The sequence below is a fragment of the Synechococcus sp. BS55D genome, assembly GCF_004332415.1.
Taxonomy (GTDB): Bacteria; Cyanobacteriota; Cyanobacteriia; order PCC-6307; family Cyanobiaceae; genus Synechococcus_C.
The window spans coordinates 51,364-65,708 of record NZ_PHQT01000005.1 but is presented as its reverse complement, the minus strand read 5'-3'; the positions used below and the strand labels follow the sequence as shown (position 1 = coordinate 65,708).

The window sequence follows — 14,345 nt, the reverse complement described above, 5'->3', positions numbered from 1 at the left end:
AGCTCAAACCTCACGTGTCGCGGAACACTCCAGAGCTAGCGCCCCGGCGAAACAGGCAGGATCGGGTGTCCAGAGGAAGCGCCGCAGGGGCAGACGCCCCTCCCCATCCACAGGAATGCCCTCAGCGATCAACAGCTCCCGCTGCATCCAGTCGGATCCCTCACGGCTCGGGCTCATCGCAATGCGCCCCTGGGCATTCACGACCCGATGCCAGGGGATCTGGGAGGGCAGAGGCAGGCGCCGCAAGGCCCAGCCCACCTGACGGGCACAGCCATAGGCGCCGATCCAATCGGCCACCTGGCCATAGGTGACCAAGCGGGCCCGGGGGATCTGGGACACGGCATCCCATACCCTCGAATCAAAGGACGTGCTCGCTGTCATGCCCCTTCTCCCCCGCCGGTTCGAGAGGCTCCGCTCCGTGCTCAACCAGCGGATGGCCGATCTGACCGTGCTGGTGGAGCATGTGGAGAAGCCCCACAATCTCTCAGCCATTCTGCGCAGCTGTGATGCCGTCGGTGTGCTCGAGGCCCATGCCGTGAGCCTCAGCGGCAGACCGCGCACGTTCAACAGCACCGCCCAGGGCAGCCAGCGCTGGGTGCCCCTCTGCGATCACCCCGACGTGACAACGGCCGTGCAGCACCTGAAGGCGCAGGGTTTCAAGTTGTATGGCACCAACCTGGGCGTGGATGCCCGCGATTACCGCGACTGCGATTTCACGGGCCCCTGTGCCTTCGTGCTGGGCGCCGAGAAATGGGGACTCAGTGAAACCGCAACCGCCCTGATGGACCAGGCGGTGTTCATTCCGATGCGAGGGATGGTGCAGTCGCTGAATGTGTCAGTGGCCACGGCCACGCTGCTGTTTGAAGCGCTGCGACAACGGCAGGCAGCGGGGCTGGTGCCGAGTCGCGGGGAGGGGATCCCTGAAGACCGATACGACGACCTGCTCTTTGAATGGGCCTATCCCCAGGTGGCCCGGTGGTGCCGCGAGCAGGGGCGGGCCTACCCGGCGTTGAGCGAAGAAGGAGAGATTCTCGAGGACCTCCCACGCACCGCACGATTGCGCTGTTGAAGCAAGAGCAGCCAATCAGAACGGAATCAGAACATCCTTGCCGGCCTTTGGGCGCTCGATCACCGGGGTTCCGCGTCGCGCCGCCGGAAGCCGAAGCGCAAACACGAGCACCAGGGTCTCCAGGAGCAGGTTGCGACCAATGAACAACACCACCAGGGCCAGGGCGATCGCCAGCATCTGCTCGAGCAGACCGATCACATCATCCGGATTCGACCGACCTGAAAACCACAGGTAGGTCATCAGCGAGAGGAAGATCAGCGTGGCCCACCAGGGCATGGCAGCAACTGCGGATTTCTTCAGTCTGCCGCGTCTCGTCCGCTGCTGCTCACCCAAGCTTCAAGCCCCTCCCCGAGGAAGGAGAGCCCGAGCACCAGCACAAACATCGCCAGGCCGGGGTAGAGGGCCGTCCACCAGATCCCGGTGGGCACTGCCGCCAGGGCCAGATTCAGATCACTGCCCCACTCCGGCACCGTTTCAGGCAATCCGAGGCCGAGAAATCCCAGCCCCCCCAACACCAGCACCGCGTCGGCGGCATTGAGGGTGAGCAGCACCGGCACGGAGGTGATCACGTTGCGGAGCAGGTAACGGCGCAGAATCCACACCGGTCCGGCCCCGAGGGATTTGGCCGCCTCCACGAACAGCTCGGCCTTCACCTGGGCGGTTTGATTGCGCACCACGCGGAAATACTGAGGCACATACACAACGCAGAGGGCAGCAGCGGCATTGGGAATCCCGCGGCCGAGCAGAAAGGCCAGCACCACAGACAGCAGCAGCACCGGCAGGGTGTAGAGGGTGTCCATCAGCAGCACCAGCAAGCGATCGACACCACCGCCGAGGTAGCCGCTCACCATGCCCAGGGGCACGCCGATCACGAGGGCCAGAGCCACGGCCAGCAACACCACCTGCAAGGCAACACCGCTGCCCTGCAGCGTGCGCACGCACACGTCGCGGCCTAGACGATCGGTCCCGCACCAGTGCTGCCAGGAGGGGGCGGAATAGATGGGATTGTCGAGGCCGGCATTCGGATCAGGCAACACCCCGGCCGCCAGCAGCAATGGGGTGAGCAGGGCCACAGCGATGTAAACCGCCACGATCACCAATCCCCAGCGGGCCATCCGGGCCGAGAGGCTGGGGCGGGAAAGGCCCAGGGGGGAGAAACCGAAGCTCAAGGGCCGCCGGGGGGGTCGTGCTGGGGAGATTCTCGCTGCCGAGGACGGCTCGGGCGATGAAGATGAAGCCATGAGCACCCACACCCCCTGGCGCAAACGCCTGCTCGGCAGCTTGATGGGCCAGCTGCAACTGGCCACGTATCTGGCGGTGTTCCTCGGCTTCACCGGCGCCAGCACCGCCGGGCTCTGGCTGAGTCAACGCAGCCAGTTCCTCAGCGGCGAGGCGGAACTTACAGCTAGCGCCAGCTCACTGGAAACCTGCCTACTGGCCCACAACCTGCTGACAGGGAGTGAGGGGGAAGCGGCCAGCCAAGTCCACGAAGCGAAAGCCCGCGAGATCCGCCAGGAGCTGCGCGATCACTCAAGCGTGCGCACCACCCTCTGGATCGAGAAATCCGATGGCCAACTGCTCCTGCCGACGGCAGGGCATCTCCCCAACGATCCAGCGATGCTGCACTTGGCCATGGCCGCGAATCCCCAACGCCAGGAGGGAAGCACCCGAGCGATCAGTGTGGGCGGTCAGGACTATGTGACCCTGCTGCATCGCCAGTACCCATCGGGATTACGGCTCTGGAGCTCGGCTGAGATCACCAGCGTGCAGCGAGCCCAGGGGGAATTTCTCAATTGGATGATCGTGATCTGGGGCAGCTGTCTGGTGCTTTCCCTCGCCGTGGTGAGCCATCTGGTGCGCAGGATCATCAGGCCCCTGCAACAGCTGAGTGACACCTCCGCCCAACTCACGGCCGACACCCTCACCACGGAAGCGGTGGAGATCGCCAATGCCCCCGTGGAAGTGACCCAACTGGCCGGTACTTACAACGACCTGGTGGAGCGACTGGCGGAATCGTGGAATCATCAGCGCCAATTTGTGAGTGCCGTCAGTCACGAATTGCGCACGCCGCTCACGATCGTTCAGGGGTATCTGCATCGCACCCTGAAACGCGGAAGCAACCTCGATGGCGTGCAACGCCAGGGGCTCGGCGTCGCCGAGGAGGAAAGCCTGCGGATGGGACGCCTGATTAATGATCTGCTTGATCTCTCCCGAGGGGATTCGGGCCAGCTGCAGGTGAGCTGCAAACCGGTGTCGATGGCCGACACGCTGCAGGAAGCAATCAACCTGGCGCGCACCACCACCGAACGGGAGATTCAACTGGAACTGCCGGATGGCAGCGAAGGGGCTTCCCTGGTGGCCCTGGCCGATGGCGACCGACTGCGACAGGTGCTGCTCGATCTGATCGAAAACGCCGACAAATACTCACCGGAGCAGGCCGAGATTCGCGTGGGCCTGCACCGCGCTGGCACCAAGGTCTGCGTCGAAGTGGAAGACAACGGCATCGGCATTCCCGCCGATGAGCTTGAGCATGTCTTCGAGCGCTTCCGGCGGGCCAGTAATTCCTCCCAACGCAGTGGCACTGGCCTAGGGCTCTCCATCGTCAAACTGCTGGTGGAAGCAATGGGAGGCGAGGTGAGCGTTCGCAGCGAGCTTGGCCGTGGTAGTTGCTTTGTCGTGCAGTTGCCGCTCGCGGACCCAGCCCAATCCATCGACGCGGAGACATCCAAGCCATGATCAGCTACTTATTCGTGGCCTCCCTGCTGATTCCTGTCAATCTCTGGGCCGCAATCACGCCCCATTTGCACAGCGACCTGTCGATGCGCATCCTGCACGCCGTTTCGGTGCTGGTGCTGCTGCCACTGCTGCGATCCCTGTGGCTCGATCGCCGTCAGACGCTGCCCGCGCTGTCGGTTGTACTCGCTGTCTTCCTGCTGGTGATGGCAACGGTGAACAGCTGGATCGCATTCATGGGAATGGGCGTGGACTACGGATGGATCGACCATCTGTTCCTGGCGCTTGGTGCCCTCAGTGTGGAGGCCTACTACTTTCTGGAACCCCAGGCCTCCAATCCGCTACAGCGCCGCCGTGGTCCGCACGCGGCCTGAGGGAGAGAGGGCTTGCTCCAACGCCAGATGCAGCACCGGCAGCACTGGATCACGGCGAGCAATCAGCCCCGTCTCTGCCCCCTCAGGCAAGCTGTCGAGCAGCACCCGATTCTGAAAACGGCTCTCGAGGCTGGGCAGACCATCGAGGCTGTAAGCAGGGCCGCAGCGCATCAGCACCTGGCCACGCCAGATCGAGGAGGGAGCCGGGCCAACGCTGTAGACGATGGCGCGACCTCGGGCGTCAGGGTCAGCGGGATCCGTGGCGATCGCCAGCACCGGGCGGCGCCCCGCCAAGCCACAGGGCCACTGTGCTGATGGGTAGGGATCCAGATCCACCCCATGGGCCATGGCGAGTTCGGCACGGAGCAGCGCCAGGGTGCGCTGCTGCTGGGAACGGGCCTGGAGGCGTGCCGCCATCGCGGCACCGAGCCTGAGGTCACCAAGCAGCACCTGCAGCAGCACGCCAAAAAGCAAGCTGCCCAGGCTGGCGGCCAGTAGCAGCTCCACCAGGGTGAAGCCATCACAGCGATCAGGGCGGGACATCAACCGGTCCTCCCCGTCGGCAAACAGTGGCTGCTGCTCAGGCCAGCGGCAGGATCATGCTGGTAACGGCCCTGCCGCATCACGCCCAGGGGGAGACTCACCACCAGGCAAGGGCGAACGGTGCTGCCTGGGGCGGACAGCACCGCCAGCCCCCCGTCCAGCACCAGACCGTTGACACTGAAACGCAGGGGGTCGGGAAGGTTGGTGTCGAGACGGACCAGCCCGCGGGAGAGGGGTTCCTCGAGGGCGAGGCCAGCTCCACGACAGGGCGACAGATCAGCGGAGACCGGCGGTTCCCAGCCCGCCTCGGTGAGGGAGAGGGCACAGGCCTTCCCGTCGCGCTCCGCCGATCGCCGGGCTTGCTCCAGGCCCACGGCCAAGCGACGCATGGCCCCATCCAATTCGGCGCGAGCGCGATCCTGGCCGGCATGCACCAGACCGATCGAGGCGAGGATCCCCAACACGGCAATCGCCACCAGCAGGTCCACCAGGCTGAAGCCGCCATCACGCTGGCTCATGGCTCCAACTCCTGGGCCTGGAGCGCACAGGTGCCGCTCCCGGCAGGCGTGAGCAACTGGCGACGGCTGAGATCGGTGGGGAGATGCCGCAGGCTGAGCCAGACACCACCGGTGGGAAGGTCTGGCTCCAGGCTGCGCTTGAACGGCTCCGGCAGGGGCTGCGCCAACGCCAGCTGATCCGCCATGGTGGCGGCGTCAAAGCGACAGGCCCCCGCATACTCCTGGACCAACCAACGGCGGCCAGCCAGCAGGTGGGTGTTGAGCAACTCCAGCTCGCCCTGCTGCTGTTGCCCCTCCAGGGCGGAACGGGCGGCCAGGCTCCAGGTCTGTAGAGCAGCTCCGCTGCTGCCCGTGAGGATCACCGCCGCCACCAACACTTCCGGCAGGGTCATGACGCCGGCTCCGACACGGGCAGGCGCTGCAAACCGTCCTGCAAACGCCACTGTCCCTGGGCACGATCCAAACGGAAACGCGCAGCAGCCGGTTCAGCCTCCAGGGCCAGGCTGAGGGTCGCACCATTCCCGTCAGGCTCCCAGGCGATCAGACGCCAGGTAGGCGTTCCGGTGTGAACGGCTCCAATGCGGAGCCGTTCGAGTGAGGCCTCTGCGCAGAGAGACGTCAGTCCCTCCCAGGAAGATGAAGGCCAGGCGAGCAGGCAAGCTTCAGCAGGCTCCGACGCCCTTTGCAGAAAGGTCATGGCAGCAGCCCGCAACTGGTCCTCGCGCTGCTGGAGTTGCAGCTGCAAGCGCCCACGGCTGCGGGCCTGAAGCGCGAGGGTGTGCAGAGAGGCGCTGCCGATCAGCAACACGATTGAGGTGCTGATCGCCAGGGGCAACACGAAACCATTGGCCGGCGGTTTTCGTTGCGGATGCATGGCCGTAGAGACAACGGTTTTAATCATTCCCCGACAGCACCGATACAGTGCAAAACCCTGGCGGCCTAGAGGCCTGCGTTTGCCTGAGCAACGCTTCCGACTCAGGCGCCCATCCCAGGGGAATGATGAAAGGGCTCGCACCAAAGGTGCTCGACCCACTTCAGGACATGACTCCCACGACTTCCAGAGTTCAGAAAGCGCTCATAAACCGCAACGAAAAACGGCATTTGTTCGCGAAGGGCTTCACCCTTGCCGAACTAATGATCGTCATCGTTATTGTAGGAATTCTCTCAGCAGTTGCTCTGCCGACCTTCCTCAGTCAAACCAAGAAGGCAGCAGCGACTGAAGCGAAACAGCAGGCTAGCAACATCTTCAAACAAACTCATGCCTACATTTTAGAGAATGGCTCTCTCGGCACGCTCAGCCTCAACTGCTCAACATACGCAGGCACTTTGACTACAATTGAAGATGGAGCCAAATTCTCCTATGCATGCACAGGAACTGAGGAAGCTTTCACGATCACAGCAACCGGTGACACCAACAATCAAAACACCAAAGGCGTAACAATTACACTCACCGGAAATGCCGCCCTAGGATCTATCGACGACATCAAAACAGCAGGAATTTAAAGGCTGATTCAGCCCCTGCACGCCAGCCAAGGCCCTACAAGCAGGCCGGAAAAACGCTGAAGCCCAAAGGAACCCTGCTCAAGGTGTCTGATTCAGCTTCAGCACCGCCATGAAGGCCTCTTGAGGCACATCCACCTTGCCCATGGCTTTCATCCGCTTCTTACCTTTGGCCTGTTTCTTCAGCAGTTTCTTCTTGCGGGAGATATCACCGCCGTAGCACTTGGCCAACACATCCTTACGGATCGCGCTGATGCTGGTGGAGGCAATGATGCGGCTACCAATCGAAGCCTGAATGGGGATCTTGAATTGCTGGCGGGGGATCAGTTCCTTCAGTTTCTCCACCAGGGCCTTGCCCACGTTGTACGCCTTATCGCGGTGCACAATCGTAGTGAGGGGATCAGCCCGCTCGCCATTGATCAGCACATCCAAGCGCACCAGTTCGTTCCTGCGATAGCCGATCAGTTGGTATTCCATCGACGCATAGCCCTGGGTGCGCGTCTTCATCTGATCGAAGAAATCCGTCACCACTTCCGCCAGTGGTAGTTCATAAATCAGCGTCACCCGATCGGTGGTGATGTATTTCATATCGAGATACTCACCGCGCCGTTCCTGGCACAGGCCCATCAGCGCGCCGTTGTACTCATTCGGCGCATAGATCTCCATCTTCACGTAGGGCTCTTCAATCGACTCGCGCTTCTGCGGGTCGGGAAGCGTGGCGGGGTTATCCACCATCACGTCCGTTCCGTCGATCATGTTCACCTTGTAGATCACCGACGGTGCAGTGACGATCAGATCGAGGTCGTACTCCCGCTCCAGACGCTCCTGCACGATCTCCATGTGCAGCAAGCCCAGGAAGCCACAACGGAACCCGAAGCCCATCGCACTGCTGGTTTCCGGTTCGAACTGCAGCGCCGCATCGGAGAGCTGAAGCTTGTTGAGTGCTTCGCGCAGATCCGGATACTGGTCGGCCTCCGTGGGGAACAGGCCGCAGAACACCATCGGCTTGGCCTCGGTGTAACCAGGCAAGGCCTCGTCTGCCGGAGCATTGAGCAGGGTGATCGTGTCGCCCACGCGGGCATCGGCCACAGCCTTGATCGATGCCGCCAGGTAACCCACCTCACCGGCGTGAAGCTCCTCCACCCTCTTCTGATCCGGCGCCATGATCCCGATCTCATCGAGCTCATAGGTCTTCTTGCTGGCCATCAGCAGCACCTTGTCTTTGCAGCTGATCCGGCCGCTCATCACCCGGAAATACACAATCACCCCCCGGTAGGGGTCGTAATAGGAATCGAAGATCAGTGCCTTGGTGGGCTCCTCCACCGCATCCTTCGGCGCTGGCACCCGGTCCACCACCGCCTGCAGAATTTCGGGTACACCCAACCCTGTTTTGGCCGAGCAGGCAATGGCCTTGCTGCAGTCAAGGCCGATGATCGCCTCCACCTCTTCCTTGATGCGATCGGGGTCGGCACCGGGCAGATCGATCTTGTTGAGAACGGGAATGATCTCGAGGTCGTTCTCCAGTGCCAGGTACACATTGGCCAGGGTCTGGGCTTCCACCCCCTGGCTGGCATCCACCACCAGCAGCGCCCCTTCACAGGCCTGCAACGAGCGACTCACCTCATAGGAGAAGTCCACGTGCCCCGGGGTGTCGATCAGGTTGAGCACGTATTGCTCACCGTCGGCTGCGGTGTAGTTCATCCGCGCCGCCTGAAGCTTGATCGTGATCCCCCGTTCCCGCTCCAGTTCCATGTTGTCGAGGAACTGATCCTGCATGTCGCGGCTGGCCACCGTGCCCGTGTCCTGCAGCAGCCGATCGGCCAGGGTCGACTTGCCGTGGTCGATGTGGGCAATGATGCAGAAGTTGCGGATCCTTGAGACGGGGGCGTCGGTCATGCGGTTGGCGGAATCCCGGCTCGGGCTTGTGTCATCAGTGAAGCGATCCTAGGGAGCAGCCACCAGCCCCAGAAGCGCATCACTGCGCTCCCGGGTGCGGGCTAACAGCGCCGGATCGGCATTGATGTCCTGCCCATAACTGGGGATCAGTCGCTGCAGGCGTTCACGCCAGGCCGCCGTGGTCAACTGTTGCGAGAAGCAGCGCTCCAGCACCTCCAGCATGATTTTGACGGAGGTGCTGGCCCCCGGTGAGGCCCCCAGCAAGGCCGCCAGGGAACCATCGGCAGAGGCCACCACCTCGGTGCCCAGCTGCAGGCGCCCGCCCTCGGGCGTGCGTTTGATGATCTGCACCCGCTGGCCGGCCACCGAGAGCGTCCAATCCTGGTCGCGGGCTTCAGGCAAGAAGGCGCGTAGGGCCTCCATCCGATCGGCCTCGCTCTGGCGCAGCTGATTGATCAGATACTTCACCAGAGGAAGGTTGTTGACCCCCACCTGCAGCATCGGCAGCAGGTTGCCAGCCCGCATTGACATCGGCAGATCCAGCAGCGAGCCCGTCTTGAGGAACTTGCTACTGAAACCCGCATAGGGACCGAACAGCAGCGAGCGCTTGCCATCGATCCAGCGCGTATCGAGGTGGGGCACCGACATCGGCGGCGCTCCCACCTTCGCCTTGCCGTACACCTTAGCGTGGTGGCGCGCCACCAGCGATGGCTCGCCGCACACCAGCCACTGACCACTCACCGGGAAACCGGCATAGGCATCGGCTTCGGGGATGCCGCTGCTCTGCAGCAGAGGAAGGGCTCCCCCGCCAGCGCCCAGGAAGACAAAGGGGGTCTCCACCTGCCGAGCACCCGAGGGTCCGCGCAGATTCAAGACCCAGTCACGTTCGGAAGCCACGCCAAGGCTGTGGCCGCGATTGAGATCGGTGACCGTGGTGCCGAACATCACTTCCAGCGCACCAGCGTTTTGCAGAGGAGCCAACAAGGCCCGGGTGAGGGTGCCGAAATCCACATCCATCCCTCGCTCGATGCGCGTCGCGGCCAGGGGCTGATCGCGCCCGCGCCCTTCCATCACCAGGGGCATCCAGGCTGCGATCTGCTGCGGATCACTGGTCCACTCCATCGCCCCAAAGGCAGGCAAAGCGCTCAGCTGCCGGTGGCGTTGCTGCAGAAAGGCCACATCCTCGGCACCCCACACCAGGCTGAGATGGGGCACCCGATGCAGAAACACCTCTGGCTTCAGCAGGCCCTGTTCAGCAAGCGAGGCCCAAAACTCCAGGCTCGATTCGAACGCGGCATTGATCGATAAAGCCTTAGCCGTCGCCACCGTGCCATCAGCCTGCAGCGGGGTGTAATTGAGCTCACAGTTGGCCGCATGGCCGGTGCCTGCATTGTTCACTGCAGCACTGCTTTCCAGCGCTGGCGCCTCAAGACGCTCCACCAGCAGCAGGCGCAGCTCAGGGTCTAGGGCATGCAGCAACGACGCCAAGGTGGCGCTCATGATTCCCGCGCCCACCAACACAACGTCGTAGCGGTTCACGAAAGAGACAAAACGGACTTTGCTGCCCAAAGGGTATGGAGCCGGTGCCGTTCGCGCCTGCCTACGATTGGGTTCTCTTCCAACTTCGTTCGTTTGCCATGAGCACCGAAACCCTGCCGCTCACCAGTGAGAATGTGGAGAAGGTGCTCGATGAGCTGCGCCCGTTCCTGATGGCCGACGGCGGCAACGTGGAGGTGGTGGAGATCGATGGCCCCGTGGTGAAGGTGCGTCTGCAGGGAGCCTGCGGCAGCTGCCCCAGCAGCACCATGACCCTGAAGATGGGCATCGAGCGCAAGATGCGTGAAGCGATCCCCGAGGTGAGCGAAGTGGTGCAGGTGCTCTGAACCTGCTTTTCGTCTACGGCAGCCTTCGCGCCAACGGCCCTGCACACCACTTGCTTGGGGGTGCAGCCGCTGAAGCATCCGGGCGGCTCAGCGCTTCAGAGCTTGTGAACCATGGGGGCTATCCGATGCTGCAACCCGGCATCGGGTTTGTGGATGGGGAGGTATATCGCGTCAGCGATGCGCTCTGGTCCCTGCTCGATGCCTGGGAAGAAGCCCCTCAGGTCTATGAGCGGGTCCAACGCCAGCTCGATGACGGTCGCTGGGTATGGGTGTATCAGCGGCCCGACTGAGCCAGAGGCGGGCAGGTGCGCGCCTCAAAATTGCAGCTGTAGATCGTTGGTTTCTGCCAGCTCAGGGGAATCTCGAGAAGGTCCCGGGTGCCGGTGAGCCCTTGCATCAAAAACAGCACCGCCGCAAGCACGCTGGCGCTCACATGCAGACGCCGCAGGCGGATGTCGCGCAGGATCTCGGGCCGGGCGCCAAGGGAGAACAGCATCAGTCCGGTGACAGCAACACCAGCCCAGTAGTGCGACTGCCAGAAGGCTCCATCCAGGGGGTTATCCGATAGACGCCAGACCTCCGGCTGGGCGCCGAGCCCCAGCACACCGGCCCAGGTGATCAGGGCAAAGACCAGGCGCAACCCCGGTGCCTTCACGAACCAGAGCGCCACCAGGCTCACCAGCGTGCCGACCAGCACCAACACCAACTGCATCGCCCGCGGGGTACCCCCAGCGAACGCCGCCAGAGGCGCCTTGGTGGCAATCCCCACCGTGAGCGCGATCAGCACGATCAGCACCACGCCGGCCGACAACCAGCGACCCAGATCACTGTGGTCGCGCCCCACCGTGGCGGGGAGTTTCATCTTCTGCAGGCGCCGCTGCCGGGTCTGCAGCGCCAGGCGAATCACCATGCCCATCAAGGGATAGATCAGCACCACCGCTAGGAATGGATGCAGGATCCAGAGCCAGTCAACGAAAGTCATCTCAGCAAGAGTGCGATCAATCCAAGAACTACGGAACGCTGCGGGATAGAGCCGGAGATTTAATAGCGATAATAATCAATCTCAGGAATAACACCACCACCACGGTCAAGCTGCAGCTGCACTCGAGCCAGATAGCGCCGCGCAACAAAAGAATTCTCCATTTCGAACAACGAGAATTCCTGAAGATGCTTACATTGACTAGAAATCACGTCCGAACGTTCAAACGTGAAACCGAGTCGCGCAGCCAGTTGAATCACTTTATCCAAGTCGATATCGAGGGGCAGATGAGCATCACCCCATTTTTCAACGCTGCAATCGGACAGCTGCGCGGACACATCGGGGTCTGCCTTGGCACGCTCTATAAAGCGCTCTAGATCTCTCAGACCGGTCATCCAAAGGACTCCAGTGGCACAAAGCCTCCCAACCACTCCAATGCATAATCAGACAGGCGCGCATCAGCAGGAAGCCCTCGCAAATACTGATAAGCAGGCCCATTCGTGCCAATGATGTTTGGCACAAGCATCTCCGCTATCGAGATATCGAGCGAGCCTGTTTCAGAATTCAATGAACGGTCAAGCGCCACAAGATTATAAGTTTGACCAGCGCGCGTATTAAATGCCAACTCGAGATCCTGAGTTCCATTCGAACCCGGAATCAATCTGACTATCGGATCACCAATGCCGTAAATCGGATCATCAGAGGAACCGCCCTGATACTCAAAAATAGACGGCGCCACAGACGGGAACGGGAGCATTGGCTGAAGTTTCTCCCCAATCAACTGATCTAATAAATTCGACATTTCAAAGTAGGCAAGCTGCTGCTCAGGAGTCGCAATCGACTCACCACCCTGCAGAACTCGGAGTGCCTCTGCTTTTGGATCGAGATTCCTCATTTCAAGCGGACCAGGCTTAAACGGATTGAGATCACCCTCACCATCAAACAGCGGATAGTAATCGCCTCCATCAACCCTCAAGTCATAGAGCTCTCCCTGCCAATTCCTGGCCGAATACTCCTCATCCGCAGAGTAATATCTAACATACTTGAAATCCTTTGTACGCACAGCTTGCAAACGATTAGGCCCAGGCAGGAGCCCGTGATCCCAAGCACCCTCAGGGATCGAGTTCCGCGGATCCTGGCCAGCATAAATATCATCGTAGGTATAAACAATTGAGGACTGCACATCAAGATTGTCGTGCTTCAGCGCTGAGCCCTTTGAAGCTCTTTCGAGAATCGAGGAATAATCAACTCCACGCAAGTCATAACCACTCAATCGCTCCTGAGAGGATCCATAAAACCCAGCAACTGTAGGCAAGAAATCCACCAACGACACCAGTGCATCAGAGGTCTGACCACCTTTGAAGTATTTCGGATTCGACCAGATCATTGGAACCCTGATCGACTCTTCATAGGCATTGAACATCTTCTGAACCATACCGCCATGAGACATCCCCATCTCACCATGATCAGCCGTACTGACGAACATCGTGTCATCCACACGACGGCCGAGTGCCTCAATAACATCGCCCATTTGCTTATCCGCAATCTCCATCAAATTTCCGTAGAAGTTAAGGTAATTGAGCCTCATCTGATCATTCAACAGTGGCTGTGCAGCAAATTGAGCTCGCAGCCATTCACCCTGGATCTGCGGCTTGAAGTTACTGGTAAAGTCAAAACCATCGATCGTTAGCGATCCAGTTAAATCCTCGTCAACAGTTGGAGGCAACAGATCAATATCTCCCTCAATCATCTCCTCGGGATAGCCGAAGAATTCATCAGGATCCCCCTCCCCCCAATTCCTGGGATACGAGAGCACGTCGTGGGGGTTAACAAGTGAAACCACCATGGCAAATGGCTTCTCGTTACCTGATTCAAAGCGCTTATCAAGCCATTGCACCGCTTCATCAATGAAACGCGAATCATTATCTGCATAACCACCACCAGCATTTTTAGGTTCCATATCTTGACCCGCATCAGGGCCCTGCCAGTCTTTAAAATCATATTGATTCATATCCTGATAAACAACCTCCCCATCCTCCATTGTGAACGTCTTACTGAGATGGGCCTTACCAAAGAAAGAAACGTCATACCCCTGATCCAGAAGCACTGTTCCAAGGGTTGGCAAATCAGGATTCAGCTGAACCTGAGAATCGAGGATTGGATTCTCTATGTCGCTTAACAGCAAATCAAGGCCGTGCTGAGCAGGGTATTTACCCGTGAAAAAAGTTGCGCGTGCGGAGGAACACATCGCCGTGTTCGTGAATGAATTCTCAAACGAGAGTCCGTTATCGAGAAGCCACTGACGCGTTGGCAAATTCTCCTCAGCCCATCCCCTGGGCAACCAAAGATCTTCGGGCTTTACCTGATCTCTGATAAAAATGATTAGATTTTGAGGCTTTTCAGTAGACGCCTCAGCCTTACCAATGACCTGCTGAACGCGGGCAAGCTCATCCTTGGTATCGAGTTGACCGATACCGATCTGATCAGCAACACTCAGATAATCCCTTGTGAGAAGAATATCTTGATCGGTGAGGCGCTCAAGATCAAAGCCGATCAAACCAGCAACAGTCTTTTCCGCGCTGGAGGCCTCTAAAATTCCTGAAATTTCAGAAGGCAATTGAGCAGCCTCAGCTTCGGCCTGCTCAAGCCGAATCGCATCTTGAACGCGCTTGAGATCGTTCTTGCTATCAAAGAACGTAATGCCAATCTCATCAGCAATGCGCAGATACTCACGCGCTTGATCCAATTGTTTTGCCGTGAGCTCGTTAAGATCAAAACCTGCCACTCGGGCTGCTCGGCGCTCCCCATGAGTCAGGCCATCAATACTCACGAAAACTTCCACTTTCGATA

The 14,345-nt window shown here is 60.3% G+C and carries 18 protein-coding genes; 6 read left to right on the top strand and 12 right to left on the bottom strand.

Translation table 11 applies throughout. From position 1 onward, the window contains the following. Positions 1–3 precede the first annotated feature (3 nt). Positions 4–381: an MGMT family protein gene (locus CWE16_RS11125; RefSeq protein ID WP_131595438.1), complete on the bottom strand. Its 378-nt coding sequence runs from the start codon at positions 379–381 to the stop codon at positions 4–6. Here CWE16_RS11125 and trmH point away from each other — a divergent pair. Continuing rightward, the gene (gene trmH, locus CWE16_RS11120) at positions 380–1,069 is read left to right on the top strand and encodes a tRNA (guanosine(18)-2'-O)-methyltransferase TrmH (RefSeq protein ID WP_131595436.1); all 690 of its coding nucleotides are present in this window, start codon (positions 380–382) and stop codon (positions 1,067–1,069) included. The genes CWE16_RS11125 and trmH overlap by 2 nt on opposite strands. A gap of 15 nt (positions 1,070–1,084) precedes the next feature. On the opposite strand, the gene CWE16_RS11115 is transcribed toward trmH, so the two are convergent. Together CWE16_RS11115 and CWE16_RS11110 are read right to left on the bottom strand one after the other, a co-directional pair. Then, a complete protein-coding gene (locus CWE16_RS11115) occupies positions 1,085–1,345 on the bottom strand; it encodes a hypothetical protein (protein ID WP_131456141.1) in 261 nt (86 codons plus the stop codon). A gap of 20 nt (positions 1,346–1,365) precedes the next feature. After that, complete coding sequence (locus CWE16_RS11110) at positions 1,366–2,184, bottom strand: ABC transporter permease (protein ID WP_131595627.1); 819 nt, start codon at positions 2,182–2,184, stop codon at positions 1,366–1,368. 124 nt (positions 2,185–2,308) lie between these two features. Between CWE16_RS11110 and CWE16_RS11105 the strand changes: the two genes are divergently transcribed. Then, positions 2,309–3,805, top strand: coding sequence for a sensor histidine kinase (locus CWE16_RS11105; protein WP_131595434.1), 1,497 nt, complete (start codon positions 2,309–2,311; stop codon positions 3,803–3,805). Continuing rightward, positions 3,802–4,176: a hypothetical protein gene (locus CWE16_RS11100; protein WP_131595432.1), complete on the top strand. Its 375-nt coding sequence runs from the start codon at positions 3,802–3,804 to the stop codon at positions 4,174–4,176. The genes CWE16_RS11105 and CWE16_RS11100 overlap by 4 nt, the downstream gene beginning before the upstream one ends. Here the strand turns inward: CWE16_RS11100 and CWE16_RS11095 are convergent. The 4 genes from CWE16_RS11095 to CWE16_RS11080 are packed head-to-tail and all read right to left on the bottom strand — an operon-like array spanning position 4,144 to position 6,111. Continuing rightward, entirely contained in the window at positions 4,144–4,719 is a 576-nt protein-coding gene (locus tag CWE16_RS11095) for a prepilin-type N-terminal cleavage/methylation domain-containing protein (protein ID WP_131595430.1), read from the bottom strand. The genes CWE16_RS11100 and CWE16_RS11095 overlap by 33 nt on opposite strands. Then, entirely contained in the window at positions 4,719–5,237 is a 519-nt protein-coding gene (locus tag CWE16_RS11090) for a GspH/FimT family pseudopilin (protein ID WP_131595428.1), read from the bottom strand. Before CWE16_RS11090 ends, CWE16_RS11095 begins: the two co-directional genes overlap by 1 nt. Then, complete coding sequence (locus tag CWE16_RS11085; protein WP_131595426.1) at positions 5,234–5,629, bottom strand: type II secretion system protein; 396 nt, start codon at positions 5,627–5,629, stop codon at positions 5,234–5,236. Before CWE16_RS11085 ends, CWE16_RS11090 begins: the two co-directional genes overlap by 4 nt. Beyond that, positions 5,626–6,111, bottom strand: a complete 486-nt coding sequence (locus CWE16_RS11080) for a hypothetical protein (RefSeq protein WP_131595424.1) — start codon at positions 6,109–6,111, stop codon at positions 5,626–5,628. Before CWE16_RS11080 ends, CWE16_RS11085 begins: the two co-directional genes overlap by 4 nt. 125 nt (positions 6,112–6,236) lie before the next feature. On the opposite strand from CWE16_RS11080, the gene CWE16_RS12425 reads away from it, so the two are divergent. Next, positions 6,237–6,740 (top strand): pilin, encoded by a 504-nt coding sequence (locus CWE16_RS12425; RefSeq protein ID WP_330848559.1) that lies wholly within the window; start codon positions 6,237–6,239, stop codon positions 6,738–6,740. 78 nt (positions 6,741–6,818) lie between these two features. Here the strand turns inward: CWE16_RS12425 and lepA are convergent, their stop codons facing one another. Next, the gene (lepA, locus tag CWE16_RS11070) at positions 6,819–8,633 is read right to left on the bottom strand and encodes a translation elongation factor 4 (RefSeq protein WP_131595422.1); all 1,815 of its coding nucleotides are present in this window, start codon (positions 8,631–8,633) and stop codon (positions 6,819–6,821) included. 48 nt (positions 8,634–8,681) lie between these two features. Then, positions 8,682–10,172 carry a malate:quinone oxidoreductase gene (locus CWE16_RS11065; protein ID WP_131595420.1) on the bottom strand — a complete coding sequence of 497 codons (1,491 nt, stop codon included), beginning with the start codon at positions 10,170–10,172 and terminating at the stop codon, positions 8,682–8,684. A 98-nt stretch (positions 10,173–10,270) separates the two neighbouring features. Between CWE16_RS11065 and CWE16_RS11060 the strand changes: the two genes are divergently transcribed. Both CWE16_RS11060 and CWE16_RS11055 read left to right on the top strand, forming a co-directional pair. After that, positions 10,271–10,516 (top strand): NifU family protein, encoded by a 246-nt coding sequence (locus CWE16_RS11060; RefSeq protein WP_007098450.1) that lies wholly within the window; start codon positions 10,271–10,273, stop codon positions 10,514–10,516. Between the two features lie 50 nt (positions 10,517–10,566). Then, positions 10,567–10,806 carry a gamma-glutamylcyclotransferase family protein gene (locus CWE16_RS11055; RefSeq protein WP_236629713.1) on the top strand — a complete coding sequence of 80 codons (240 nt, stop codon included), beginning with the start codon at positions 10,567–10,569 and terminating at the stop codon, positions 10,804–10,806. On the opposite strand, the gene CWE16_RS11050 is transcribed toward CWE16_RS11055, so the two are convergent. Genes CWE16_RS11050 through CWE16_RS11040 form a run of 3 tightly spaced genes read right to left on the bottom strand, consistent with a single transcriptional unit; the run spans position 10,791 to position 14,337 of the window. Beyond that, the gene (locus CWE16_RS11050; RefSeq protein ID WP_131595416.1) at positions 10,791–11,498 is read right to left on the bottom strand and encodes a DUF4079 domain-containing protein; all 708 of its coding nucleotides are present in this window, start codon (positions 11,496–11,498) and stop codon (positions 10,791–10,793) included. The two genes, CWE16_RS11055 and CWE16_RS11050, sit on opposite strands and share 16 nt — an antisense overlap. A gap of 59 nt (positions 11,499–11,557) precedes the next feature. Beyond that, on the bottom strand, positions 11,558–11,890 hold the full coding sequence (locus CWE16_RS11045; RefSeq protein ID WP_131595414.1) for a Nif11-like leader peptide family natural product precursor: 333 nt from the start codon (positions 11,888–11,890) through the stop codon (positions 11,558–11,560). Then, positions 11,887–14,337, bottom strand: coding sequence for a sulfatase-like hydrolase/transferase (locus tag CWE16_RS11040; protein ID WP_131595412.1), 2,451 nt, complete (start codon positions 14,335–14,337; stop codon positions 11,887–11,889). Before CWE16_RS11040 ends, CWE16_RS11045 begins: the two co-directional genes overlap by 4 nt. Positions 14,338–14,345 lie beyond the last annotated feature (8 nt).